The following is a 25340-nucleotide window of genomic DNA, read 5'->3' on the forward strand; positions in this document are numbered from 1 at the left end:
TCTCGATCAGACCGCGCAGGATCTCCACCGCCTCCGGCCGGCTTGCCGGATCGTTCAGCGCAGCCGCCAGATCCGAAACCTTCGCCGCGTAAACAGTATCCGTCCGTTGTCGCCGCACTGACGTTGGGAGCCGGCCGCCGATAATGTCCATGATCGATAATGGACATCTTGAGGCACACGATGGCGGGCAAGAAAGGGCAGGCCCGGGCCCAGGCCCCGGTTGAAACACTGCGTGTTAGGTTGCGATAGGAGGATCGTGTCGCGTTTTCATGGGGGTGCGAACCACGACAAGGCCCGGCAAGACCCTATAAAGCGCGTTGAGGATGACTTAAAATCTTATTTTCTTTATGAAATTATGGAGCCGCCCCCCGCCGCCCGTACCAGTCAGGATCGGCCGCCAAGCCCCCGAACGCGGTCACCGCCCGGGAAACCGCCCCAGCCGTGGACCACGCCCGGGCTTGCGCCATCGCGCATCACCGGCTAGACCGCGCGGCGCACCCTGTGGTGGACCGACGCCATGACGGACCATGCACATGATGCGCCAGGGCATCTTCCGCCCGGAGGGCCGATAGCTCAGGGGTAGAGCGGATGGTTTACACCCATCGACAGCGGGGGTTCAATTCCCTCTCGGCCCACCACCTGAAACCTAATCATATGAATTTAAAAATTAAATCCGGAAATTGCTCCGCGACGGATCAATCGTGGGGCGCCTTGCGGATTTCCGGCGGCGTTTCCAGCCAGAGAATGCCGCCCCATCTCCGATAGCCCCCCCTTTGCAGCGGAGCGTGCCCCGTGCCGAACCTGACCGGACCGTCGGTGGCGGCCGCAGGCCGGACCTGGGACCCGCAAATGACAAAGATACGAAAGACGGACGTGGCGACATGCTTGCGCGACGCCTCTCCCCCATCGGCCCTCCGCCCCTCCGGCTGCAGAGCTCGCACCGGACGGCCTTTGAAACCGCCAGGCTGTCCTGCGATCACCGACAAATCGCTTTCAGAGCATGTCGCCGCCGCCATCGGCGAGGGTCGAACGCGGTTCTCGCAACACGGTCGGCCTGCCCGACCTGCGGCGAACCGCCTCCGACGCGCTAGCCGATCCGGCCCCGATTGCCGCCCACCTGACCGCGATGCAGCAGCAGATGGTCCAAGAGAACGCAGGCCGCCATCGCCTCGCCCACCGGCACCGCGCGGATGCCGACGCAGGGGTCGTGGCGTCCCCGGGTGACGATCTCGGTCTCTTCGCCCGCAACCGTCACCGTGCGCCGGGGCGTCAGGATCGACGAGGTCGGCTTGACGGCGAAGCGCACCACCACATCCTGCCCGGTCGAGATCCCGCCGAGGATGCCACCGGCATGGTTCGAGGCATAGACCGGTCCGTCGGGCCCCATGGTCATCTCGTCGGCATTCTCGACCCCGGTCAGGGCCGCGGCCGCCATGCCCTCGCCGATCTCGACCGCCTTCACGGCATTGATGCTCATCATCGCGGCCGCCAGATCGGTGTCGAGCTTGCCATAGATCGGCGCGCCTAGGCCCGCGGGCACACCCGAGGCCGCGATCTCGACCACCGCGCCGACCGAATTGCCGGCCTTGCGGAGCCCGTCAAGGTAGCTTTCCCAGTCCGACGCCGCCTGCGCATCCGGCGCCCAGAACGGGTTGCGCTCGATCTGATCGGCATCGAAACGCGCGCGGTCGATGGCATGCGGACCGATCTGCACCATGTAGCCGGTGATCTTCAGGCCCGGCGCAAGCGAAGCCAGCGCGGCCCGCGCCACGCCGCCCGCCGCCACCCGCGCCGCGGTCTCGCGCGCCGAGGACCGGCCGCCGCCGCGATAATCGCGGATGCCGTATTTCTGCCAGTAGGTGATATCGGCATGGCCGGGCCGGAACTTCTGCGCGATGTCGCCGTAATCCTTCGACCGCTGGTCGGTGTTGCGGATCATCAGCTGCACCGGCGTGCCCGTGGTCTGCCCCTCGAACACGCCTGACAGGATCTCGACCGCATCGGGTTCCTGCCGCTGGGTGGTGAACCGGCTTTGCCCGGGTTTCCGACGGTCGAGCCAGTGCTGCAGCATCGCCTCGTCGACCGCGATGCCGGGCGGGCAGCCATCGACCGTCGCGCCAAGCGCGGGCCCGTGGCTTTCGCCCCAGGTGGTGACGCGGAACAGATGGCCGAAGGTGTTCAGGCTCATTCTTGGCTCATGGGGGCGATCTCCTTTGGCTTATGGGCATAGCCGCCGGGCGCCCGCCTCTCAAGGGGTTTGCCCAGGGCGCGCGGGACGGGACCTGAGTTTGGCTTGCGGACCGCGCGGCGGGGCGCTAGCGTGACCCTCACCTCGGGGTGCCCCATGGGGCTGAGATGCGCGACCCGCGAACCCGTTGAACCTGAACCGGTTAGAACCGGCGGAGGGAAGGCCCATGGACAGATTTCCACCCTTGCCCGTCCGCCCCCATCTTTGGAGGAGGACCATGCGTTTCACAGTCTTTGCCGCTGCGCTGGCCGCGTCCGCCCTGCCCGCAGCGGCGGACGAGCGGCCCGAGCTGACCGTCTACACCTATGAAAGCTTCGTGACCGAATGGGGTCCCGGTCCGATCGTCGAAGCCGCCTTCGAAGCCCAATGCGGCTGCGATCTGACCTTCGTGCCTGCGGGCGATGGCGCGGCGCTGCTCGCGCGGCTGCGGCTGGAAGGCGACCGGACCGACGCGGATGTCGTGCTGGGGCTCGATACCAACCTCACCGCCGCCGCGGCCGAGACCGGGCTGTTCGCGCCGCATGGCCGCGACGACGCCGTGCTAGACCTGCCGGTCGGCTGGGAGGACCCGCTGTTCCTGCCCTATGACTGGGGCTATTTCGCCTTCGTCTACGACAAGACCCGCCTGCCCGAGCCGCCCGCCAGTTTCGAGGACCTGATCGCCGCGCCCGAGGACCTGAAGATCGTGATCCAGGACCCGCGCAGCTCGACCCCCGGTCTGGGGCTGCTGCTGTGGGTCAAGGCCGCCTATGGCGACCGCGCGCCCGAGATCTGGGAGGGGCTTGCGCCGCATATCCTGACCGTGACCAAGGGCTGGACCGAATCCTACGGCATGTTCATCGACGGCGAGGCCGACATGGTGCTGTCCTACACCACCTCGCCCGCCTATCACCTGATCGCCGAAGAGGACTATACCAAGGCCGCCGCCCGTTTCGACGAGGGCCATTACCTGCAGATCGAGGTGGCGGGCATCGTGGCCTCGTCCGACCAGCCGGAACTGGCACGGCAATTCCTCGACTTCATGCTGACAGAACCCTTCCAGGCGGCGATCCCCACGACCAACTGGATGTATCCGGCGGTCACTCCCGAAGCCGGGCTGCCCGCGGGCTACCAGACGCTGATCCGGCCCGAAACCGCGCTGATCTTCCCGGCAGGCGAGGCAGCCGAGGTGCGGGACGAGGCGCTGGCCGAATGGCGCGACGCGCTCAGCCGCTAGGCATCGCGACCGGGCTGGGGCTGGGCGCCGCCGCAGTGACGCTGGCGCTCGCGCTTGGCACCATCGCGGCCGTCGCCTGGCGGGCGGAAGGGGCCGCCCGGCTGGGCGCTGCCGATCTGGCGGCGGTGCGCTTCACGCTTTTGCAGGCGCTGGCCTCGGCCGCGCTCAGCACCCTGCTGGCGGTGCCCGTGGCCCGGGCGCTGGCCCGGCGCCGCTTTCCCGGCAGGGGGCTTCTGATCACCCTTCTCGGCGCACCTTTCATCCTGCCCGTGATCGTCGCGGCGATGGGCCTTCTGGCCGTGTTCGGCCGCAACGGCCTTCTGTCGGCCGCCCTTGCGCCTCTTGGGCTTGGCCCCATCGACATCTACGGGCCGGGCGGCGTAGTGCTGGCCCATGTCTTCTTCAACCTGCCGCTCGCCACACGGCTGGTGCTTCAGGGCTGGCTGGCCATTCCGGCCGAACGCTTCCGGCTTGCGGCCGCGCTCGGCTTCGGCCCGGCCGCGCACTTCGCCCATATCGAACGCCCGATGCTGCGCGAGGTGTTGCCCGGCACCTTCCTTGTCGTGTTCCTGATCTGTCTGACCAGCTTCGCAGTCGCCCTGACGCTGGGCGGCGGGCCGCGCGCGACGACGGTCGAGCTGGCGATCTATCAGGCCTTCCGCTTCGATTTCGACCTCGGCCGCGCCGCCTGGCTGGCGCTGATCCAGGTCGGGGTCTCGGTCGCGGCCGCGCTGGCGGCCTTCGCCATCGCCGTGCCGGGCGCCTTCGGCCCGGGGCTCGGCCGCCCTATCCCGCAGTTTGGCACAAACGGGCGCTGGCTCCGGCTGCAGGACGGGGCCAGCCTGACGCTGGCAACGCTGTTCCTGATCCTGCCGCTTGTCATGGTGGCCTTCCGCGGCCTGCCGGGATGGGCCAGCCTGCCCGCCTCGGTCTATTCCGCCGCGCTGCGCTCGCTTGCCGTGGCGCTTGGCTCGGCCGCGCTGACACTGGCGCTGGCCCTGCCGATGGCCATCGCCATCGACCGGCTCAAGGGCCTTCGCGGCCGGGCGGTGCAGGCCGCGGGCACGCTCACCATCGCCGCTTCGCCGCTGGTGATGGGCACCGGGCTTTTCATCCTGCTTTACCCGCTGGCCGATCCGCGAATTCTTGCCCTGCCGGTCACCGCGACCGTCAATGCCGCGATGAGCCTGCCTTTCGCGCTGCGCGCCCTGGTGCCCGCCGTGGCCGAGGCCGAGCGCAACCATGGCCGCCTTGCCGACAGCCTCGGCATGGCCGGGCGCGCGCGGCTCAAGCTGATGCTGCTGCCGCGCCTCAGGCGACCCATCGGGTTCACGCTGGGGCTGTCGGCCGCGCTCTCGATGGGCGATCTGGGCGTGATCGCGCTGTTTTCCGACCCGGGCCATGCCACCCTGCCGCTGCAGCTTTACGGGCTGATGGCGGCCTACCGGATGGACAGCGCGGCCGCCGCCGCCCTGTTGCTGCTGGCCCTCAGCCTTGGGCTTTTCTGGATCTTCGACCGCGGAGGACGCGCCCATGCTGAGCCTTGAACGCCTTGCGATCCTTCAAGGCGGGTTCTCTCTCACCGCGGACCTGACGGTCGCGCCGGGGCAGATCGTGGCGCTGCTGGGCCCCTCAGGCGCGGGCAAGTCGACGATCCTCGACACCATCGCGGGCTTTCTTGCACCCGACCGGGGCCGGGTGCTCTGGAAGGACACCGATCTTGGCCCGCTCGCGCCAGGCGACAGGCCGCTCTCGGTGCTCTTTCAGGACAACAACCTCTTTCCTCACCTGACCGCCGCCCAGAATGTCGGGCTCGGCCTTCGCCCCGGCCTTCGGCTCGACCGGGACCAGACCCGCGCGGTCGAAACCGCGCTCGCCCGGGTCGGGCTGGCCGGACTCGGCCCCCGGAAACCGGCGGCGCTGTCGGGCGGCCAGCGCGGCCGGGTGGCGCTGGCCCGGATGCTGTTGCGCAACCGGCCGCTGATGCTGCTGGACGAGCCCTTCGCGGCGCTCGGCCCCGCGCTCAAGGCCGGGATGCTCGATCTCGTGGCCGAACTGGCGCGCGAGACCGGCGCCACCGTCCTGTTCGTCACCCACGACCCGGCCGATGCCCGCGCCATCGCCGATCAGACGATCCTGGTCGCGGAAGGTCGCGCCCATGCGCCCCGGGCGACGGCCAAGCTTCTGGCCGACCCGCCGCCCGCGCTGCGCGCCTATCTGGGCTGATCGCGCCTTTCGCTTCTTCTTGGCGAAAATACCCATGACACGCCCGGTCCGGGGCACGGTCGGCGGCCCAATGCGCAAACCGGTGCGCAAACCGGAGCACAAACGAAAAACGCGCCCCGAAGGGCGCGTTTCCGTCAACCGGAGGTCCGGCGATCAGACGTTCTTCTTGGGCTTGTAGGGGGCCCAGAGACGCTTGTTCGTCAGATAGAGCAGCACGGTCAGCACGCCGAGGAACAGGACCGAGATCACGCCCGCCTCCTTGCGCGCCATCAGTTTCGGTTCGGCCGTCCACATCAGGAAGGCCGCAACGTCCTTGGCCTCCTGTTCCATGGTCGCCTCGGTCCCGTCGGCATATTCCACATCATCACCGAACAGCTGGGGCGGCATCGCGCTCCAGCCGGTCGAGAAGACCGAGTTCTCGTAATAAAGCGTCCCCGCCTCTTCCTTGGTCTCGTCGCTGAAGGCGAGCAGGTAGGAGGTGATGTATTCGGGTCCGCCCATGCCGTTGAAGAACTGCGACAGGCCGGTGCCAAGCGGACCGTGGAAGCCCGCCCGGGCCTTCGCCATCAGGCTCAGGTCCGGGGCGCCCGGATAGGTCGCCTCGGGGAAGTGATCCGTCGGCTTGCCGTCGCGGTAATCCTCGAGCTCGGGATCGAAGATGCTGTAGCTCGCCGCATAGGCGCGCATCGCATCGTCGCTTAGCGTCGGCCCGCCCGGCTCGGAGAGCGACCGGAAGGGCACGTATTTCAGACCGTGGCAGACCGAGCAGATCTGGGTGTAGATCTGCAGGCCGCGCTGCAGCTGAGCCTGATCGTATTTGCCGAAAGGTCCCTCGAAGGAAAACTTGTAGTCCTTCACATGGCCGCCCTCGGCGGCCCAGGCGCCACCCGCCCCCAGCGTCAGGGCGGTCAGGGCGGTGATCGTCAGTTTCTTGAACATCTTATCCGATCCCTTCTGTCACTCGGCCGGCGTGGCCTTGCCGGCCGCGGCGCCGTCGCCGTAGTGGGCGTTGAAGTCTTCCTCGATGGTTTCCGGCTGCGGCAGCGGCTTCTCGATCACGCCCAGCACCGGCAGGATCACCAGGAAGTAGGCGAACCAGTAGGCGGCCCCGAGGAGCGAGATGTTGGCATAGACCGCCTCGGCCGGCATCCCGCCCGCCCAGGTCAGCAGCACGAAGTCGGCCACGAAGAGCGCATAGGCCAGCTTGAACTGCGGACGGTAGCGGCCCGAGCGCACGTTCGAGGTGTCGAGCCAGGGCACCAGCGCCATCACGATGATCGAGCCGAACATCGCGATCACACCGAAGAACTTGGCGTTGACGACGCCGAAGGTCAGCCAGTCGACGATCATCACCACCCAGACGTCGGCGGTGAAGGCCCGAAGGATCGCGTAGAAGGGCAGGAAGTACCATTCCGGCACGATATGCGTCGGCGTCTGCAGCGGGTTCGCCTCGAGGTAGTTGTCGGGGTGGCCCAGATAGTTGGGCATGAAGCCCACGATCGCGAAGAACACGACCAGAACGACGCCCAGCGCAAACAGGTCCTTCATCACGAAATAGGGCCAGAAGGGCAGCGTGTCCTTGTCGGCTTCTTCCTTAGACCCGCGGCGAACCTCAACACCCGTGGGGTTGTTGTTGCCGGTGGTGTGGAACGCCCAGACGTGGACGATCGACAGCCCGAGGATCACGAAGGGGATCAGGTAGTGCAGCGAGAAGAACCGGTTCAGCGTCGCGTTGCCGACGGCCGGTCCGCCCAGCAGCCATTGCTGGATGTCGTGACCGATCCACGGGATCGCGCCAAAGAGGCCGGTGATCACGGTAGCGCCCCAGAAGGACATCTGGCCCCAGGGCAGAACGTAGCCCATGAACGCGGTCGCCATCATCGCCAGGTAGATCAGGATGCCGATGATCCAGGTCACCTCGCGGGGCGACTTGTAGGACCCGTAATAGAGGCCGCGGAAGATGTGCAGGTAGACCGCAACGAAGAACAGCGAGGCGCCGTTCGAGTGCAGGTACCGCAGGAAGTGGCCGCCGTTCACGTTACGCATGATGTGCTCGAGCGAGGCGAAGGCCATCTCGGTGTTCGGCACATAGTGCATCGCCAGGACGATGCCGGTGACGATCTGCAGCACCAGCGTGAAGAACAGAACCACGCCCCAGATCCACATCCAGTTGAGGTTCTTCGGCGTGGGAATCATCAGGGTGTCGTAGATCAGGCTGATGACCGGCAGGCGCCGTTCCAGCCATTTCTCGGGGGCCGACCCCGGTTCGTAATGATCGTGAGGAATACCGGACATTCGGGGGCTCCCTTAACCGAGTTGGATGGTCGTCTCGTCCACGAAGGACGCAACCGGGATGTACATGTTCTCGGGCGCGGGGCCCTTGCGAATGCGGCCCGCGGAATCGTAGTGCGAGCCGTGGCAGGGGCAGAACCACCCGCCGAAATCACCGGACTGGTTGCCGATCGGAACGCAGCCGAGATGGGTGCAGACGCCGATCATGACCAGCCATTTGCCCTCTTCGTCCATCGTCCGGTTCTGGTCCGTCGCCTCGCCCGGCTTGTTGGGGTTGCGCGAGTTGTTGTCGCGCAGGTCGCCCAGCGGAATCGAGCGCGCCAGTTCGATATCTTCGGGAGTGCGCAGGCGGATGAACACCGGCTTGCCGAGAAACTTGACAGTAATCTGCTGGCCTTCGGACACCGACGAGACGTCGACCCGGATCGAACTCAGCGCCTGCACGTCGGCGGAGGGGTTCATCTGGTTGATCAGCGGCCAGATGGCCGCACCTGCGGTCACAGCACCGGCGCCCGCCGTGGCATAGTAAAGGAAGTCTCGGCGGGTGCCGTCGTGATCTTCTGCGTGCGACACGAGAATTTCTCCTTTCCAGGACCGGGTCGCCCCCGGTCGATTCGAAAAAACGGGCCAAGGGATTCCTCGGCCGTTTACCAGACTTACCTAGCCCCGGCAGGAAAATTGCGTCCAGCGGACATAGCCGCGCAGCGACGGCGGAGGCTCAGACGGATTCCGGTCGACCGCCGTATACCCCTCAGGGACAATTCCAGCCAGAGGGAATCGGGTTATTAGACCGATTCTGAGACGTTCAACCGCATCCCGGGACACTATATTGCGCTATTTGGGCCGTTGTTCAGGCCCCCGTCCCGCCCCGGCGTCACACCCGGCGGACCCGCAGCCGACCGAACGCCGAGGCGTCGATCTCGACCCCCGGGCCGGCGGTGCCCATGCGGAACGTACGGCGCATCCGGGCGGCCCCGTTCACCTGTTCTTGATCGCGACGGAAGGTCAGCCCTTCGCCCAGCTCGTCCATGGCGTCTTCCGTGCGCTGGTCGCGGCGCAGCCCGTCCCGGCTTTTCGACAGCGCATAGGCGGCCAGAGCGACCGCGCCATAGCGCAGGCCGTAGCGCAGGGCGACGGTCGCGATGGGGGCGAGAGGCAGGGGCATCGGCGAAACTCCTGGAAGATTGCCCAAAATATAGGCTGCCGAGGGGCACCTGTCCATTCACATATCGGTCGGCGGTCCCGGGCAGCGTCGCGCGCGGTCTTGCGAGGGAGGAAAAGCCCCTAGTCCACCTGAAGCCGGGTCTCAGAGCATCCGGCGATGGTCGCGGTCACGATCCGGCCCTCGGGCCGGTCCGACGCGAAATCGACCTCGGTGAACTGCTCGGTCCGGCCCATGCGGGGGCTTTCCATCAGAATCCGGTGAGAGAGCCCGATCTGGGCCGCCAGATGCCGCGCGACCTGCGCGTCGCCCGCGGCCCTGAGCCGCGCCGCCCGGTCGCGGATCGCCGCGCCCTCGACCTGAGGCATCCGCGCCGCGGGCGTGCCGGGACGGGGCGAATAGGGAAAGACGTGCAGCCAGGTCAGGTCGCAGTCCTCGACCAGCCGGAGCGAATTCTCGAACATCGCATCGGTTTCGGTCGGAAAGCCCGCGATGATGTCGGCGCCGAAGGTCATGTCGGGGCGCAGGCGCCGCGCCTCTTCGCAGAACCGGATCGCGTCGGCACGCGAATGCCGCCGCTTCATCCGCTTGAGGATCAGGTCGTCGCCCGCCTGCAGCGACAGGTGAAGATGCGGCATAAGCCGCTCTTCCCCGGCAATGGCGCGCATCAGGGCGTCATCGGCCTCGATGGAATCGATCGACGAGATCCGAAGGCGCGGCAGCTCGGGCACCAGTTTCAGGATGCGCGCCACCAGATCGCCCAGCCGCGGCGTGGCGGGCAGATCGGCGCCCCAGCTGGTCAGGTCGACCCCGGTCAGCACCACCTCGTTATAGCCCGCGCCGACCAGCCGCCGGATCTGGTCGACCAGCACCCCCGCGGGAACAGACCGCGAATTGCCCCGCCCGAAGGGGATGATGCAGAAGGTACAGCGATGATCGCAGCCGTTCTGGACCTGCACGAAGGCGCGACTGCGGGTGCCGAAGCCGTCGATCAGGTGGCCCGCCGTCTCGGTCACCGACATGATGTCGTCGACCATGACCTTCTCGGTCTCGCCGATGAAATCGGGGCCCTTCGCGATCCCGGCCCAGGTCTCGGGCCGCATCTTTTCGGCATTGCCGATGACCAGATCGACCTCGTCCATCTCGGCAAAGCGCCCGGGCTCGGTCTGCGCCGCGCAGCCGGTGACGACGATCCGGGCCTCGGGGTGTTCGCGCCGCAGCCGCCGGATCTCTTGCCGGGCCTTGCGCACCGCCTCGGAGGTGACGGCGCAGGTGTTCACGATCAGCGCGTTTTCCAGCCCTGCCTCGGCGGCCAGCGCCTTCATCGCCTCGGTCTCATAGGCGTTAAGCCGGCAGCCAAGCGTGGTGAAGCGGGGCGCGGCGCCGTCCATCAGCCGACCTCCGCCAGGAAAGGGGCGGTGAAGACCCCGTCGAAGACATGCGCCGTCGGTCCGGTCATCCAGACCCCGTCCGCGCGCCAGTCGATCTGCAATTCGCCGCCATCGAGCAGGATGGTCACCGCGCGCCCGGTCAGCCCCCGTCGCGCCGCCGCGACCGCCACCGCACATGAGGACGAGCCCGAGGCCAGCGTGAGGCCCGTGCCGCGTTCCCAGACCCGCATCCGGATGCGATCCGGTCCGGCCAGATGCGCGACCTGCACATTGGTGCGCTCGGGAAAGAGCGGATGATGTTCGTGCTCGGGGCCGAAGGTGGCCAGATCGACCGCCTCGGCATCGGCGACGAAGAAGGTGCAATGCGGGTTGCCCATCCCGGTCGCCACCGGCTCGCCCGCAATCGGCAGCCGGTCGAGATCGACCTCGCGGGCCAGCGGCACGCCCTGCCAGTCGAGGATCGGCGGCCCCATGTTGACCGAGGTCCGCCCGCCGCCCGCGTCGCGCGCCGAAAGCCGCCCGCGTTCGGTGACAAGCGTCAGCTCGCGCCGCCCGGTCTCGTCGATCAGATGCCGGGCGATGCAGCGGGTTGCATTGCCGCAGGTGGCCGAGGGCGAGCCGTCGGCATTGTAGAAGACCAGCCGCGCATCGGCCTCGGCGGAGGGTTCGATCACCGCCAGCTGGTCGAATCCGACGCCCCGGTGCCGATCGGCGATGGCCGCGACGAGGCTGGCGGACAAGGGCCTTCCGCCCTGCCGCCGGTCGATCACAACGAAGTCGTTGCCCAGCCCGTGCATCTTCATGAAGGGCAGGCGTTCGGGGTCATTCCTCCGTGCCATGGGGCGGTCCTATACACCCGGCCCGGGGGCCTTTCCAGCGTCCTGCGAAAAATGATGGATTTTGCCCTTGACCGCCCTCGCGGGTTTTTCTAGGTAGCAGGCCTCAAGTGGGCCGTTAGCTCAGTTGGTAGAGCAACTGACTTTTAATCAGTGGGTCACAGGTTCGAATCCTGTACGGCTCACCACTTAAGACAAAGAAAAGAAACGACTTTTCGCATGTTCGAAAAGTGAAGCGTCCGCCAGTCCGCGAGCGTCCGCCGCGGACGCTGCTGGCAGGGGCGGTTTCTGGGTGCTTTTCCACGTCGATCATCCTGCCTTACGACAGGTGTTGCAGAGCCGGTTTCCGGCCCCATGGCTGGTAAATTCCACACCGCAACAGAGACAGGATCTTTGCCGCTGCTGCAGACGCTGGACGATTGCGCGCTCGGCGCAGATCGCAGCCTCGCGCTTCGGGAAGAATCGGCTGACGCGCTCATCTCCCCTGTACACGGCGCAGGACGATCCCGTGCCGCGGATCTCCAGGGTGATCACGCCCGACCTCCCAGCGACACGGGCCTTCCGAGCACCGAAGCCAGCGTCTCGCGCCCTTCGGCCGATGCGGCCCAGGCCTCGCTCTCCTCGAAGCTGGCGTCGAAATCGCCCTCGATGTGGCGGGCGATCAACTGAGCGGCGCCGATGTTGCCGGCCATGCGGGCCTTTTCCAGGTCCCGCATCAGCTCCAGCTCGGGGAAGTCGAGCGGCGAAAGGAAGTCGTGATAGTACCCCTCGGCCGCGCGGGCTGCCATGTCATTGAGCCCCACCGCGCGCAGCGCATGGGCGAGTTTGTTGGCGGTATGGTCCTCGGGCAGCGTCAAGCCGCGTCCTCCTCGTGATCCGCCAGCCGAGCGACGCACACGGGCTGAGTGTCGATCGCGCAATCAATATCGCGTCCAGTCACGCACCACGCCGCGTGGCACATCCTCGAGCCATCCAAGCCGTGCCCCGGGAAAATAGCCGAAGCGCTGCGTCACCGCTGGCATGAAGAGATGCCATTTCAGATACATCGCGCGCCGCTGGCGGCGATCGTAATCGCGCCAGTAGGCGAATTGCGCACCAACCATCACGATCCGGTCCAGCCGACAGGCTCAGGAACTGGGCGGCTTCCTTGGTGCGCAGATAGCGCGGGGGAAGTTCGGTTGAGATGGCGGACATCGGGCTTCTCCCTACCTGAGGATCGTAGAAGGTGGCAGATCGGCCAGCTGTTCGCGTGGCCATTCGGCGCGACCTGTCCTTGCTGTGTTCAGTTCCAGCATCTTCAGGGCGGGACCCGGGCATGATGCAGATGGTGTCACCCCTGACGCTCATCCGACTGAAACGTGAGCCCTTCGATGAAATCTACGCGGTGGCGCCGACCGCCCATCAGAGCGACCGGGCGAGGAAGGCCGTCGGGGCGAGAGACATGATGCTTCTTTCAGGCGCCATGGCCGACGCGGAAGCGGGGCGCCATTCAACGCGAAATCTCTCCGGCCGATGAATGAACCGCAACGGTCGACATAAGAAACCCAGAAAGAACCAGAGCCTCGTCGGCAACGAGCGGTCGCGCAAGAAAAACCTTGTTTCCCGGTTTGTTGCCGCATAGACATCCCCTCGGAGATGTGGCCGAGTGGTCGAAGGCGCTCCCCTGCTAAGGGAGTAGGCCCGGAAGGGTCTCGAGGGTTCGAATCCCTTCGTCTCCGCCATAAGCCCTTGAAAAATAGGTGTTTCCCAAGATGGTTCACCTGAGATGGTGTTCGTCTAGGGAGCGGTGCCGTTGCCATTTGGTAATTCTTAACTGAGATAGTAGGCACTTCGACGCTGCTAGCCACTTTCCTACGCACCTAACGTGGCTCTCGGGATGAGTGCTCACACTCAGCTCACAGATGAAGAAAAGGGATGCCTCCTGGGCTCATTAAGTCTCGGATCGATCTAGCGAGGCTGCTTCATGTCAATGTACATCCTGCGATCTTCGGTACTTCAGTTGTCGGGCTCGTCGCGATTCGGGCTTCGACGATCAGCTTTCGGGCTGTTTTGATGAGCTTCCCCCAGAGGGCGCCGCGCAGGAGCTCGGCGACTTTCGTGGCGGCCTCGCAGAGTTCATCGGCGTCAATTTCGGGCTTTGCTCTGCACAGATACCAATCGCTCTCTGACATCGCGTCGGCGGTATCAAAGCGAAAATCCCAGTAATATCCCTTAACGGCATCTTCTTCGCGCTCGAACCAAAGGTCTTCTCCGACGACTCCGGCGATGCCAATCGCTCTCCAGACTTCCGGGCGACACTCAGACCCTGCGATGACCTGGATCTGCCCGCCCCACGTTTTCTCTAGAAGTGCGTCTTGGCGCGGAGTCGGCCAAATCGCAGCACGGACGACATCGATACCGAAGTGTTCTGAGATGACGATATGTGCCGCTTCGTGGATTGCTGCGCCGCGTCGGTCTCGGGCATTAATGCGGTTTAGTTCGAGCATGTTGTGCTTTCTCTCCGTTGGAAGGCTCTCCCGCCAGCCGGGCCGGAGAGCGTCAGCGAGCTTCCAACAGACGATGACGCGAGATGTCGGCACTACGCCCTTAGCCAACACAACAGCACAAGCTTTTGCGGAGGAGCCTCAGGCAGACGTAAAGTCACAGGAAGTGACAAGTGAACTGTTTTTCAACATTCGGAAACCGTATTTACATTCATCCTATCCTTATGAAAATGAGAGAACTAAGCTCACTTAGTCCACTTTCTATGATGGTTCTGGTTGGAAAACAGTCCACCGGCCTCAAAACGGCAGGACCTACGTTGTCGGAAACTCTTCTGAGCGATATACGATCTTTTGGACTGATGGGTTGTATCGGTACAAATGCAAGGTGCCGTCCTCGATCAGCTTGGCCGCCTGGCCGACATGTTCGGGCAGGACATAGAACCATTCCTTCGGAAACACCTTTTTCCCAAAGCGATCTGTGACGAAGAGCTCGCCCGGACGGGCCGCTGCGAAGAAGCGATGCAGTAGGCTTTCCACCTTGCTGCGTGATAGGTTTTGCAGACTGTAGGTCGCCACAATCTCCACCGGAGCTAGAAGAAACGTTGGATCGTTTTTGGCGTCTGCAACGCGGCGGGCAACGTCCTGACTAGTTACACCGATTTTGTGCAAGATCATGCGTTGCCCCTTGATCTCGGGGTTTTCGGATCGAGAACGGGCAACATAGATCGTTCCCGAGAGTTCGAGCTGATCACTCTCCCATTCAGGATCAAGCGGCCCGAGGCCAACCTTCTGGACCATGCGAGCTGTCTTGTCGTCATTCAGGGATTTGCGGAAGGACGACATGAGCGGGTCGCTCTCTGTGCCGTTAGAAAAGATGACGCGGAGCCGATGGTCGCGCGCACCGCCACGGGCGGTCATTTCCGACTTCTCGGCAATCATGGCCAGCAAGCCGTTCCTGATGAAGAAGTCCCCTTCGATCGGCTCAATTACCGACCATTTCCGCACCGGGCTTGCTTTGCGTTCACCAGCCTCCAGGCCGCGCTGGACGGCTTCGAAACGCTCCCGGAACTGTTCGAAATCCTGACAGGGCACGAAGTCCGCGCGATGATCCGGCACATGCCTGTCTGCGGAGGGCGTGGTGTGCATAAGGCTGACCAGTGAGGCATCAACATCAAGATCGTCATCTGCGAAGATATCATCCAAGCTATCGGGGATATCAGCGTCGACCGGGTCATCTTGCCATGAGCGCGGCGTTGGCGCGGCGTCATCGCTCAGCAGGCCCAACCGATCGAAGGCCCGCATCTGATCGGTGGGAGCCTGCTTCACCGTATCCCAGATCGCGCCAAGGCGCATCTCGTCGTGATCCATCGCGTCCGGGTCAGGGAGGCGCGAATGCCGCTCATGGAAGGCTGTGACTTCGAGCAAGGCGGCGACGCCACGATCCTGCGCTGGACCACTGCGCCCGGCGCGAGGTTTGACATCTAACAAGCCGAATTCGTCGTCTTCCGCGAAAATGTCTTCCAAGCTGGGGCGCGACATCACAGAGCCCCCTCACGCAGGCGCTTGGCCTTTTCGGCCTTCAGCCAGGCAAGTGCCTCTGCCATGCGCTTTTCAAGCGGATTGGCGGAATGGACATTCGGCTCACGCCCTTCAGTGGCGCGGAAGGCCTTGATGCGCGGCCACAGCGTTCTGGCTTCGTCGCCGGTCATGTTCACGCGCAGGGCAACCATCGCCGACTGCACATGCGACAGCAGCTCGGAGTTCAGCGACTTCGACGCGACCTCAAAGCGCTCCTGGAAGGTGTTCACGCTATCGATCAGCTCGATGTCGATGTCCCGGACGTTGATGAATTTCCGAACCATCTCCAGCAGGGTATTCGGGGCGCTGGCGGGTTCGCCGTCATCGTCTTCGCCGCTCGGCTTCGGAGGCGTGCCGCTCAGGGGGGACTGCCCCTCGGTGAAACCACGTTCGGCCTCCTTCCGCGCCAGCGTCAGGACGTTCATATGCGCCGCAAGATGCTGACGGACCGATTCCGCTTCCTCGGCGTCCAGCGTCTCATACCGCTTCTCGATAATGTCGGTCAGCACCATCTGCGTGGCGACCTCGGGGGCCGTGTCTGGCGACAGCACGCGCCGGTCCATCTCTTGATAGGCTGTCGCCATCAGATCGTTCATATCCTTCTCGCAGATCTCGCGCGAGCGGTCCGTGGGCGGCTCGACCAGCCCCTTGATGCCAATGGTGATATTGCCCTCGTCGTCGTTGCCCATCGGCGCGCGCACATCGCCATCCTCGCGGCGGTAGAACTTGAAGTTCGGGGCCAGCACCTGCTCCATCAGCAGGGAGCCCGAGATCGCCTTGAGCATGTCGTTCACGGCATCAGCCACGACGCCGGTTTCCACGCCGGGTTCGGCAACAAGGTTCGTAAACAGCGCGCGGGGCTTGCCGGGTGCATCGCGGGTCGCGCGCCCGATGATCTGCACGATCTCGGTCAGGGACGACCGATAGCCGATGGTCAGCGCATGTTCACACCAGACCCAGTCAAACCCTTCCTTGGCCATCCCAAGGGCGATGATGATGTCGACCTTGGCCCGATCCGCCAGATCATCGCGCTTGCCATCTGGCCCCTTGATCTCGCGCGACAGCGCAGCCTTGACTATATCGCGCCCCGGCCCGTCATCGACCAGGTCGGCGACCTTCAGGAGCTCGCCATCGGGTTTGCGCACCAGATCGAACCCCGTCTCGGGATCGCGCCCTTCATGCGTGCCCAGCAGGTCGAGGATCTTGCCCACCTCGTTGAACTTGTCATCGAACGCCTCGGACGACCCACGATGCGGGATATGGATGATCGTCTTCTGATCAGGGTTCAGCACGCCGGGCAGCCCGTTGACGTAATTGCCCTTGTAGAATTCGTAGTTGATTCCGAGCGCCTTGAGCCAGGCATAGCCCTCCAGCTGCTCGTAATAGCTGTAGGTGATCTTGGTGAAGCGGTCTTCGTCCTCGGGGCGCAGCACCGGATCGGCGTCGCCTCGGAAATAGCTGCCGGTCATCGCCATGACATGACACTCAGCGCGATTGATCAGGCTGCGCAGGATCACCCCCAGCCGATTGTTGTCCGAGGCGGACACATGGTGGAACTCATCGATGGCGATGAAGCAACTGTCAAAGGCCTCAATCCCCTTGGTCTTGATCACCTCGTCAAAGCCGAAGCGGAAGGTGGCATGGGTGCAGACCAGCACCTTGGCGTCGCTGTCCATGAAGGTCTGGAAGGCGCGCACCTTCTGCTTGTCGGCATCCTCGCCGGTCAGGCAGAGGTTCCAGCGGTCTTCGACCTCCCAGTCGGCTTCGAACCCATAGCTGGTCAAATCGGTCGAGCGGAACGAGCCACCGATCGAGGTTTCGGGCACGCAGACGATCACCTTTTCCAGCCCCTGATGGCGCAGCTTGTCGAGCGCCACGAACATCAGTGCGCGGCTCTTGCCCGCCGCGGGCGGCGCCTTCAAAAGCAGGAACTGCGCGGCGCGGGCGGCATAGGTGCGGGCTTGCATAGGGCGCTGACCAAGGGCGTTCGTGGTCGCCTTGGAGGTGCCATAGGTAACATTGAGCATCTGAACCATCTTACTCTTTACCTCTTGGTCGTGCGTTGATGATTTGGTTGACCCTGCAGCGGCCAGCGACCCAAGCCTCCAATGCGGGCGATGACCAAGAGATCAAGGTGAGAGCGTCTTGGTATTTTGCTGACGGCCCCTTATCGAAGACCGCGTTGTGGTGAGCGATACGGTTACGCCAGCGACGAACGCTCTCGATCAGATCATGCAACTCGTCTAGCTCGGCTTTCCAAGGGGCGTGCTTGAAGTTTTTCTGAAAGCCCTTTGGAAACAGGTATCGTTTAAAACGCTTGGTCGTCAGATGCTCCCAGAAGCCAAAAGACAGTGCGGAAACAAGGTGATGCGTGTCAAAGCTGTCGGCATGCTGAGCACGCTCGTCTGCCAGAGCCATATCGAGATCGTTCAATCGTGGGCCGTCCAGGAGCTTCCTGAACGTGCTGTCCTCAAACCACCTATTGCCCTTGTAGAGCAAGGCGGAGTGAATGCTGTTGCGGCAAGTGATTTCAGCCATGTGGAGAGCGAACTGGAATGCATCCGCCAGGTCGCAGTTCCACAGGTAGATGTCCTCGCGTGCCACGCCTGCGTCGCCTGCCGCCGGCGCATACCGCTGGAGCCTCCGCTCGCTAAGGGACTCGGTTAGCAACTTCTGAATGGTAAGATCTGTGAGACTCGGCACTTGATTGATATGGCTCTTATCGCTATCTGATGAGGTGTGAGACGTGGTGAGGTTGCCTTTAGGTGCTTCGGCAGGCTTCTGGCCCCTCCTGCGGACAAGATCATGAGGCGGGCCTTCGGGCGCCGCCTCGCTTCTTTTTTTCAACCCACTCTGATCGGTCATTTCGCACCTGCCTTTTCAGCACGATCTTTCAGTATCGCCTTCTCGAACCAAGCTGGCACGCTGGTAACATCAGACTCAGAAATGTTCTCGGGCACGTCCTTCCAGAAAGACACGATGGCATCAGAGAACGCCTGAAATTGGACATCGCTGACCTTCAGATATGTATAATCAAGAAAATCGATCGAAGCCCGTGTAAGGCGCGTCCCTGCATTCGGGTCAGGGAGATATTCGGGGAAACTTTTCTTCAGATCGTCCAGCGACGTCCCTTTGCCATGCTTGTAGACATTGACGACCAGACGGCAGGCATCCAGCAGCTTAAAATATCCTGTGCTACGGATCTTCCACCCGAGGCCTTCGAGCAGGTCAGCGAGATCTGAAAAGCTCGCCTTCCAGATCTTTTCGGCGGTTAGGTCCCCTCGGTGCCAGTGCCTGACCTCGGCAACCAGCCAATCGCGAAGTTGCTTGTCCCATTCATGGAACATACCCGCGACGACACTCAGCTGGGTCTGGTCACGCATATCGGAGAGCAGGCGGTAGAATTCGATGCCAGCCTCACCTGCCGCCTCATAGAAGCTCCCGGGATCGTCTCGGTCAGGATCGAAACGATGGCTGTTATTCTCGAGCCAGTCTTCCGAGGCCTTGTCAGCCTCGGCTTCAATGTTCTCAAACTGCGTGAGCAGCCGCTTCCGCGCTTGTTCGACGTAGAAAATGTGCCCGTCGATCAACGACTGGCGAAACGGACCCCACATCTGAAACAGCACATAGTTCCCCGTCATGCCAGCGCCCTCTTCTTATCTTGCGATTTCACCTTGGCGGCATAGAGCTTGAAAAGCTTCTCCAGCCGTTCGGTGTCATTGCGGAAAGGGCGGCCGATATACATGCTTTCCAGAAGCTCGTCGTTTTCCCGATGCACGGCGCGCAGGTCGTCGGGCATCTTGTCGGGGTCGTAGAGCTCGGCAATCGTGGCGGGGTAATGGGAATAGCGCGTGCGCAGGATCTTGCGGGCCGATGCCGAGAGTTTTTCCAGCTGATCCTCGGTAAATTTCGGCACCGGGAAGGTGTTCCAGCCCAGAGTGTTGGAGTAGCGGAAGTCGGACTTCAGCTTGCCGCAGACGGTGGCGATCCAGACAAGGTGCAGGCGCGAGGCGATCAGCGCGATGCACCATTCTGGGGCGTCGTAAAGCACTTGGTTGAGGTCTGATGAGATTACATCAGCGCCGACCCGTTCGACAGGTAGGTAGGGGCGGCGCTCGGAAGTTACCCTTGGCACCAGAATTGAGTGAGCCCCTGGCACAACTTTCACCTCATCAAACCGATGAGGAGTCGCAGCCTTTTTCACAGTGGCAGCCTTTGAGCTGTCGAGGCGGAAGCTACGAACCTTTTCGATGCGCTCGGCAATCGGTGGGACGGATTCCGCAAGTGCCAAATCGGCGTCTTCGATCCAAAGACACATTCTGACTTGCCCCCGAACCACCTCCTGAGATCCCATGTACTTTTTCAAGAACGTCTGCGAAGCTGCGTGTTCGGCAATCAGAGCGTCTGCTTCCTCGCAGCTCAATATCAGGTTTCCGCCATCCGTAGGCTGGTTTCCTCGCACCATTTCCGGAAGCCCGAATTTCGCAGAGGTCGAAGCGTTCACATATACTTCTGGGGCATTCACCAGATATGCATTGATGTTGTCGCAAACGCTTTCCAGATCGGCGTCAAATAGACGTTTCGGCGCGTTAGATTGATTGCGAATGCCGATGATCGAACAAATAACCGCAGCGTTCGATGATGCGTTGTTCTTCCATTTGAAATCTTTGTTGGCAAAGAAGATTTCAAGATCATCGCCCAAGATATGCGGCCATAACGTAGCCACCGCCTGACCTTGGCATATCGAGTTGGTGGACACCAACGCGGCTCGTGCTGCACGCTGCCTGATGAAGTGCGACGCCTTGAAGAACCATGCAGCAACGAAGTCAAAAGCTGCGTAGCTTTTCACATGCTCCGAAAAGACGTGCGCGAGGTCAGCTTTCTGTTCTTTCCCTTGGAAGCTTGAGCCAAGGAACGGCGGATTGCCAGCGATGAACACTTCCTCGCCTTCACCGGGGGGCGGGCAGACCTCCTCCCAGTCGATGCGCAGGGAATTCCCGGTGCGGATATGCGCCGCGTCCTTCAGCGGCAGCGCGGCGGGGCGGCGGCCAAAGACCTCGGCAAAGCTGGCATTGGCCTGATACTCGGCGATGAACAGCGCCAGCTTGGCGGTCTCGGCGGCGAAATCCGCGATCTCAATCCCGTAGAAGTGGCTGATCGGGATGGCCGAGAACATGGTCAGCGAGCCGGGGCCGTTCAGCTCTTCCAACCGCCGCAGGATGCGCGTCTCGCGCGCCCTCAGCTCGCGATAGGACACAACAAGGAAGTTGCCCGATCCGCAGGCCGGGTCGAACACGCGGATGCGCGACATCCGGTCCAGCACCTGTTGCAGCCCGCGGCCACGGTCCCAAGCCTTGTGGATCTCGGCATCGAGGTCATCGAGGAACAGAGGTCCGATCACCTTCATGATGTTTGGCACCGAGGTGTAGTGCATCCCCAGTTCCGAGCGCTGCTTTGGGTCCGCGACAGACTGGATCATCGAGCCGAAGATGTCGGGGTTGATCTCGCGCCAGTTCAGATCGCAGGCCTCGCGCAGATAGCGGAAGGCCACGGCATCAAAGCGCGGCGCGTCGATGGTGCCCGCAAACAGCCCGCCATTGACGTATTCCAGCTCGCCCGTCCAAGCAGGCAGCCCTTCGCGCTTGGCCTTGGGTAGGTTCATCGCCTGGAAGGCCGCGATGATGGTTTCGCGCGCTTCCTCGCCCTTGTCGCCCGCATGGGTGAACAGCAGGCGCGAGAACTGATTGTCAGGGAAGATCCCGACGTCCTCGGCGAACATGCAGAAGATCAGCCGCATCATCAGCTGGTTCATCTCGTGCCGACGCTCGTCGCTGCCCCAATCGGGGTTCGCCCTAGTCAGCGCGTCATAGAGGCGGGCCAGCTTTCCGGTCGCCTTGACGTCGACGGGGTTTTCCTCAACCGCGCGGTAACGTTCCTTGCCTGCTGCGGGCAGGAAGAAGCCGAAATTGTCGCCAAGTTCGGTGAAGCCGCAGTGGAGCGTATCGCCCGAGGCCGGGTGCTCTGCCGAGATCATCTTGCCATCCGTCGCGATCAGGATCGCGGGCTTCGAGGTCTTGGTCTTCTTCGAGCCACGCAGCTGGTCCAGCGTGACATCGGTCATGCCCGCCAGCGCGGGAGCGAAGTGGAACTTCTTGCCAAAGAGCACGCCGCCGGGAAGGTCGGACTTGTTGGTCGACCCGCTCCGCAGCTTGGAGATCGCCGCTTTGGCACCATCGGTGGCGGCGGCAAAGGCGAAGGGGAATTCGGTGGCGTCAAACGGTTCGGCGGCAATCTCCGCCAATGCGTCATAAATTTCAGTAGGGTTCATCAAGGGCCTCGGCGTCGTTGCCCTATTGGTAGGGTAAATCGCCCGAGCGGGCCAGAGCGTTTGGTGCTCGCCGTCTCCAGGCCGAACCTGAAGCTACTATAAGGCCCGATAATATGATGCGTGGTGGGCACATTCATATTATCGAGCCCTGCCAGAACTCATTTTAAGCTCGTATTTCTGCAAAATAAAATATGACGCGGAGATGCCGCTAATCGCTCGGCTTGAGCATCTCGATCAACCACATGTTTTTGCCATCGCGCATTCGGCGCCGCAGAACTCGATCCTGGGCAGGCTGATCAAGCAGCCGGCTGAGAACAATGCCAATGCCCTGGGCTGTCCTACCACTACCAGATGGGAAAACGGTACGAACCAGATCGTCCCACGCTCGGTCTCCCAAACAGCGCTCACGTACATCTGCAGATGTAAATTCTTCCCCCTGGAAATGAGCCTGTAGAAAACTCAGGAGCTCGCCCGTATGCTCCACATGTGTATCGGCAGCCATGCCAGATTGAAGGAAGGCTAGCGGATCGACAAGATCCAAATCCGGCAACAGTTCTGCAATCGCAGCAAGAGGGTCGCGAACAAGACGAGACCACTGCTCATAACTTGCGAAATTCCGTCGTGACACGCATACGGCCTTTGCGGCTCTGGTGAGTGTCAGGACAGCTGTGATGATGTCGTGCCGCCGTTTCAACGCCAAGTCTTGCGGAATGAAGTCGTAGGCTTTGGTCAGATCCGCCGTAGAGCTTGGCTTCAACCGGATTGGAATATGCCGTCTGGCCATACCATTTCCGAAACTGAGATTGCGGCCATTGATCACCAGGAGCGCCCGATTAGGCAGGTGCTTGTTGATTTTGCTCACGCCAAGAATTCGCCCAGAGATGCGTGCAGCCGTGGCATAGCTAGAAAGCACCGAACTTTGAACATTCTGATCGGCGTTGTCGAAGTGAACGAAACGGCTCCCCTGCATCAGATGTGAAAACAACACCTTTTCAAGCTCGACAGACGTTTCAGGAAGCGACTGACAATCAGGGACTTCTCCTGTCGCGATCGCTCCGAGTGCAGTCGCCAGGTACGATTTTCCCGCTCCCAGACTGGGAGACGTGATTGCGATGACTGGCGCAACAGGGACGGCGGGTCGCAAAACTGATGTCATGACAGCTGCAAGAACTGCACTGCGCCCCTGGGTGTGGTTTTCGAACTGAAAGTGAGTGAATGGCAAAAAGCATGTTTCAACGGCCTTTCGCAGGTCCTCTTCGGAAGGCACCTTAGGAACATCAAACAACGCCGGATCCTTCGTCAGAAACAAACCAGCCTTGTCAATGTAGCCGGGCATTTCGGGCAAAATGCCGTCCTCGTCAGGCAGCGGATAATCGATGATTGATTCCAGCGGCTTCAGCTCACTCGGCACCAGGTCAAGAATCTGTTTAATCTGCCGGATCGGCATCTGTTTAGCCTTGTATTCTCCCTCTGCATTTTGAGTCATGAGGTCAACGTGTCGCGATATCTCGAAGTCCAGAAGAGGCTCAGTCAGAATGCTTACGCGATTATTTCTCAGCAAGGCTGCGGCCTCACCCATGCAAAAGAAACGCTCTGTGGCTTTCATCTGGTTGATACAGCGCAAAACAATCTCTGAAGGGTTGCGCTCGTTCCAAATGAGCCTTTTCCGACATACATTCGGCTCGTCCGCGCTTGAGAAAAGTCTGTAAGTCATTCCGCCATGTGCCAGCGAATGGAGCGTGGGCGTCGCGCTCTTCAAAAACAGCTTACCCACCACACTTGAGCTGTTATATTCAGGCTCAAGCGGATCCAATGTCTGGCAGCCATTAAATTTCTCGCGATCATCAAGAATGTGACGAACCGTAAAAGCCGATGTTTCTTTTTTCCCTTTCTCGATGACCTGAATTTCGAAGTCACCCGCGAGTTCCAGCTTTCGAGCGGCGCGATCAAGTGTCTCGCGGAGCGCCGTGGGCGCTGCGGAGGTACGCGACTGCATTGACTGCTGGCGCATCTGCATCCACCCCTCGCGAACGGCGGCAGCTTCACGCTTTTTATCCTGCAGGGCACGGTTCATTGCCTCGCCAGCGCGCTGCAAAATCTGCTCGTCAGTCGCGATCAGATCGGCTGTGATGAAACTTTCGATCCGCGTCATTGCAAATACTCCGGCGATCCACGACGCTGCTCGAGCCCCGGGCCCGTGACGGCGCCGGCGGCGAAGTCCAGCCGAGACGGCTGGTAGACCGCATTGTCGATTAGAGAATTTTTCAGGAGAGCCCCTGACTTCGAGACCTTCACAAAGCCATGCCCTGAAGCCCAAAGGCGCTGCCAGATTGCTTCCGAAATGTCGGGGATGTCCGACCCGCGGTCGACGGGCATGTAAATGCGTTGCCCGCGCAAGCCCGTGAGACTTTTGCCATCTGTAGTATAGATGTAGCTGGACGACGATGGCATCCAAATCTTCGGGATCTCCCGCAGCTTCGGACAGGCGGCAATAAGCACATCTAGCGCCTGTCGCTGGCTAACACTTTCCGCCTCCGAAGGCGGATCGATGTCGATCATCAGAATTGAAGGGCCATCGGACCAATGGAAGTGCTCATTGGTACGCGTCAGCGTTTCCGCCTTGGCATCCTGAGAGAGTTTGTCGAATGCGTCTTTTGTCACGACAGCAGCCGATGTCGTCCCTTTGGGTAGACCATATGCCAAGGCATCACTTTCCCGCAACTGAGTCAGCTCACCGATGAAATCATAGAACATGGTGATTTCACGAACCACCGCGAAGCCCCGTACCATTTGTGCGCTGACGCTTTTCGCCAGCTTCCCGTTCTTGAGCTCATATTGCTTGCTCAGGATAGTCGGCTTATAAGAAGTGATGCGCGTAAACCGCAAGCTCATGCCATTCCTCCGTTTCTGAATGTCTCGAGCTATTTTTGCGGCCTGACCCCGGTTAGACAACTGGCCGAACTGTCGGAAATGTGGATAACCTCTTATATTTACATCGACTTTTGAATTATAGAATAGGATTTTCGGCATGCGGCGCCAGAGGCCCTGACGCAGCTGTTAAGGGTCTTTGCCCGGATCATGGTCGGCCTGGCCGCAGAGAGTGCCGAGCATAAGACCATCATGATCGACGCGACCTATCTCAAGGCGCACCGCACGGCATCGAGCTTGTGCGTGAAAAAGGGGGGCGCGGACGCCAGATCGGGCGAACCAAAGGCGGGATGAACACCAAACTGCACGCGGTTGCCGATGGCAAAGGACGGCCGATCGGGTTCTTCATGTCCGCAGGCCAGGTCAGTGACTACACCGGCGCTGCGGCTCTACTGGGCAGCCTGCCGAAGGCGGGTTGGCTGCTGGCAGATCGGGGGTATGATGCCGATTGGTTCAGAGAAGCGTTGAAGGACAAGGGGATAAAGGTCTGCATCCCCGGTCGGAAGTCCCGCAAGAAGGCCGTCAAATACGACAAGCGGCGATACAAAAGGCGCAACCGCATCGAGATCATGTTCGGGCGCCTCAAGGACTGGCGGCGCGTCGCCACGCGATACGACCGGTGCCCGGAAACGTTCTTCTCCGCGATCATGCT

21 protein-coding genes, 3 tRNA genes, 1 pseudogene and 1 riboswitch are annotated in these 25340 nt (G+C 62.2%); of the genes and pseudogenes, 8 read left to right on the forward strand and 17 right to left on the reverse strand.

All coding sequences use genetic code 11. The features are described from left to right. Positions 1 to 562 precede the first annotated feature (562 nt). Positions 563 to 638: transfer RNA gene (locus EV657_RS19265), tRNA-Val, on the forward strand. A 449-nt stretch (positions 639 to 1087) separates the two neighbouring features. Here the strand turns inward: EV657_RS19265 and aroC are convergent. Beyond that, entirely contained in the window at positions 1088 to 2188 is a 1101-nt protein-coding gene (gene aroC, locus EV657_RS19270) for a chorismate synthase (RefSeq protein WP_113670040.1), read from the reverse strand. A gap of 135 nt (positions 2189 to 2323) precedes the next feature. Continuing rightward, a riboswitch (TPP riboswitch) is annotated at positions 2324 to 2425 on the forward strand. Positions 2426 to 2465: 40 nt separating this feature from the next. On the opposite strand from aroC, the gene thiB reads away from it, so the two are divergent. The 3 genes from thiB to EV657_RS19285 are packed head-to-tail and all read left to right on the forward strand — an operon-like array spanning position 2466 to position 5690. Then, positions 2466 to 3464 carry a thiamine ABC transporter substrate binding subunit gene (thiB, locus tag EV657_RS19275; RefSeq protein ID WP_134079407.1) on the forward strand — a complete coding sequence of 333 codons (999 nt, stop codon included), beginning with the start codon at positions 2466 to 2468 and terminating at the stop codon, positions 3462 to 3464. After that, positions 3440 to 5011: an ABC transporter permease family protein gene (locus EV657_RS19280; protein WP_075783958.1), complete on the forward strand. Its 1572-nt coding sequence runs from the start codon at positions 3440 to 3442 to the stop codon at positions 5009 to 5011. The genes thiB and EV657_RS19280 overlap by 25 nt, the downstream gene beginning before the upstream one ends. Further along, positions 4998 to 5690 (forward strand): thiamine ABC transporter ATP-binding protein, encoded by a 693-nt coding sequence (locus EV657_RS19285; protein ID WP_134079409.1) that lies wholly within the window; start codon positions 4998 to 5000, stop codon positions 5688 to 5690. The genes EV657_RS19280 and EV657_RS19285 overlap by 14 nt, the downstream gene beginning before the upstream one ends. 153 nt (positions 5691 to 5843) lie before the next feature. Here EV657_RS19285 and EV657_RS19290 read toward each other — a convergent pair whose 3' ends face one another. The 6 genes from EV657_RS19290 to dapF all read right to left on the reverse strand — a co-directional run bounded on the left by EV657_RS19290 (position 5844) and on the right by dapF (position 11374). Next, positions 5844 to 6629, reverse strand: coding sequence for a cytochrome c1 (locus tag EV657_RS19290; RefSeq protein WP_075783959.1), 786 nt, complete (start codon positions 6627 to 6629; stop codon positions 5844 to 5846). 18 nt (positions 6630 to 6647) lie between these two features. Next, positions 6648 to 7985 (reverse strand): cytochrome b, encoded by a 1338-nt coding sequence (locus EV657_RS19295; RefSeq protein ID WP_134079411.1) that lies wholly within the window; start codon positions 7983 to 7985, stop codon positions 6648 to 6650. A gap of 12 nt (positions 7986 to 7997) precedes the next feature. Then, on the reverse strand, positions 7998 to 8555 hold the full coding sequence (gene petA, locus EV657_RS19300) for a ubiquinol-cytochrome c reductase iron-sulfur subunit (protein ID WP_075783961.1): 558 nt from the start codon (positions 8553 to 8555) through the stop codon (positions 7998 to 8000). 301 nt (positions 8556 to 8856) lie between these two features. Next, positions 8857 to 9147: a hypothetical protein gene (locus EV657_RS19305; protein ID WP_113670037.1), complete on the reverse strand. Its 291-nt coding sequence runs from the start codon at positions 9145 to 9147 to the stop codon at positions 8857 to 8859. Between the two features lie 119 nt (positions 9148 to 9266). Then, the gene (gene mtaB, locus EV657_RS19310; RefSeq protein WP_134079413.1) at positions 9267 to 10535 is read right to left on the reverse strand and encodes a tRNA (N(6)-L-threonylcarbamoyladenosine(37)-C(2))-methylthiotransferase MtaB; all 1269 of its coding nucleotides are present in this window, start codon (positions 10533 to 10535) and stop codon (positions 9267 to 9269) included. Continuing rightward, complete coding sequence (dapF, locus tag EV657_RS19315) at positions 10535 to 11374, reverse strand: diaminopimelate epimerase (protein WP_134079414.1); 840 nt, start codon at positions 11372 to 11374, stop codon at positions 10535 to 10537. The genes mtaB and dapF overlap by 1 nt, the downstream gene beginning before the upstream one ends. Before the next feature lie 109 nt (positions 11375 to 11483). Here dapF and EV657_RS19320 point away from each other — a divergent pair. Beyond that, positions 11484 to 11559: transfer RNA gene (locus tag EV657_RS19320), tRNA-Lys, on the forward strand. Between the two features lie 342 nt (positions 11560 to 11901). On the opposite strand, the gene EV657_RS19325 is transcribed toward EV657_RS19320, so the two are convergent. Further along, the gene (locus EV657_RS19325; RefSeq protein WP_134079416.1) at positions 11902 to 12228 is read right to left on the reverse strand and encodes a hypothetical protein; all 327 of its coding nucleotides are present in this window, start codon (positions 12226 to 12228) and stop codon (positions 11902 to 11904) included. A gap of 63 nt (positions 12229 to 12291) precedes the next feature. Further along, the gene (locus EV657_RS19330; protein WP_243837749.1) at positions 12292 to 12477 is read right to left on the reverse strand and encodes a hypothetical protein; all 186 of its coding nucleotides are present in this window, start codon (positions 12475 to 12477) and stop codon (positions 12292 to 12294) included. Positions 12478 to 12686: 209 nt separating this feature from the next. On the opposite strand from EV657_RS19330, the gene EV657_RS19340 reads away from it, so the two are divergent. Both EV657_RS19340 and EV657_RS19345 read left to right on the forward strand, forming a co-directional pair. Next, positions 12687 to 12887 (forward strand): hypothetical protein, encoded by a 201-nt coding sequence (locus EV657_RS19340; protein ID WP_134079418.1) that lies wholly within the window; start codon positions 12687 to 12689, stop codon positions 12885 to 12887. Positions 12888 to 13002: 115 nt separating this feature from the next. Beyond that, positions 13003 to 13092, forward strand: a tRNA-Ser gene (locus tag EV657_RS19345). A gap of 240 nt (positions 13093 to 13332) precedes the next feature. Here the strand turns inward: EV657_RS19345 and EV657_RS19350 are convergent. From EV657_RS19350 to EV657_RS19385, 8 genes are all read right to left on the reverse strand, one after another. Continuing rightward, positions 13333 to 13857 carry a hypothetical protein gene (locus EV657_RS19350; protein ID WP_116133298.1) on the reverse strand — a complete coding sequence of 175 codons (525 nt, stop codon included), beginning with the start codon at positions 13855 to 13857 and terminating at the stop codon, positions 13333 to 13335. A 309-nt stretch (positions 13858 to 14166) separates the two neighbouring features. Continuing rightward, positions 14167 to 15393, reverse strand: a complete 1227-nt coding sequence (locus tag EV657_RS19355; RefSeq protein ID WP_134079419.1) for a GIY-YIG nuclease family protein — start codon at positions 15391 to 15393, stop codon at positions 14167 to 14169. Beyond that, a complete protein-coding gene (locus EV657_RS19360; RefSeq protein ID WP_243837751.1) occupies positions 15393 to 17459 on the reverse strand; it encodes a DEAD/DEAH box helicase in 2067 nt (688 codons plus the stop codon). Before EV657_RS19360 ends, EV657_RS19355 begins: the two co-directional genes overlap by 1 nt. A 10-nt stretch (positions 17460 to 17469) precedes the next feature. Next, complete coding sequence (locus EV657_RS19365) at positions 17470 to 18297, reverse strand: Abi family protein (protein ID WP_134079422.1); 828 nt, start codon at positions 18295 to 18297, stop codon at positions 17470 to 17472. Further along, on the reverse strand, positions 18294 to 19073 hold the full coding sequence (locus tag EV657_RS19370) for a hypothetical protein (RefSeq protein WP_134079424.1): 780 nt from the start codon (positions 19071 to 19073) through the stop codon (positions 18294 to 18296). The genes EV657_RS19365 and EV657_RS19370 overlap by 4 nt, the downstream gene beginning before the upstream one ends. Then, complete coding sequence (locus EV657_RS19375; RefSeq protein WP_134079426.1) at positions 19070 to 21760, reverse strand: class I SAM-dependent DNA methyltransferase; 2691 nt, start codon at positions 21758 to 21760, stop codon at positions 19070 to 19072. The genes EV657_RS19370 and EV657_RS19375 overlap by 4 nt, the downstream gene beginning before the upstream one ends. Before the next feature lie 208 nt (positions 21761 to 21968). Beyond that, complete coding sequence (locus EV657_RS19380; RefSeq protein ID WP_134079427.1) at positions 21969 to 23912, reverse strand: hypothetical protein; 1944 nt, start codon at positions 23910 to 23912, stop codon at positions 21969 to 21971. After that, positions 23909 to 24652, reverse strand: a complete 744-nt coding sequence (locus tag EV657_RS19385; RefSeq protein WP_134079429.1) for a hypothetical protein — start codon at positions 24650 to 24652, stop codon at positions 23909 to 23911. The genes EV657_RS19380 and EV657_RS19385 overlap by 4 nt, the downstream gene beginning before the upstream one ends. Positions 24653 to 24823: 171 nt before the next feature. Here EV657_RS19385 and EV657_RS19390 point away from each other — a divergent pair. Further along, a pseudogene (locus EV657_RS19390) lies at positions 24824 to 25340 on the forward strand (IS5 family transposase); the annotation flags it as partial.

The organism is Rhodovulum visakhapatnamense, from assembly GCF_004365965.1.
GTDB classification, from domain to species: Bacteria; Pseudomonadota; Alphaproteobacteria; order Rhodobacterales; family Rhodobacteraceae; genus Rhodovulum; species Rhodovulum visakhapatnamense.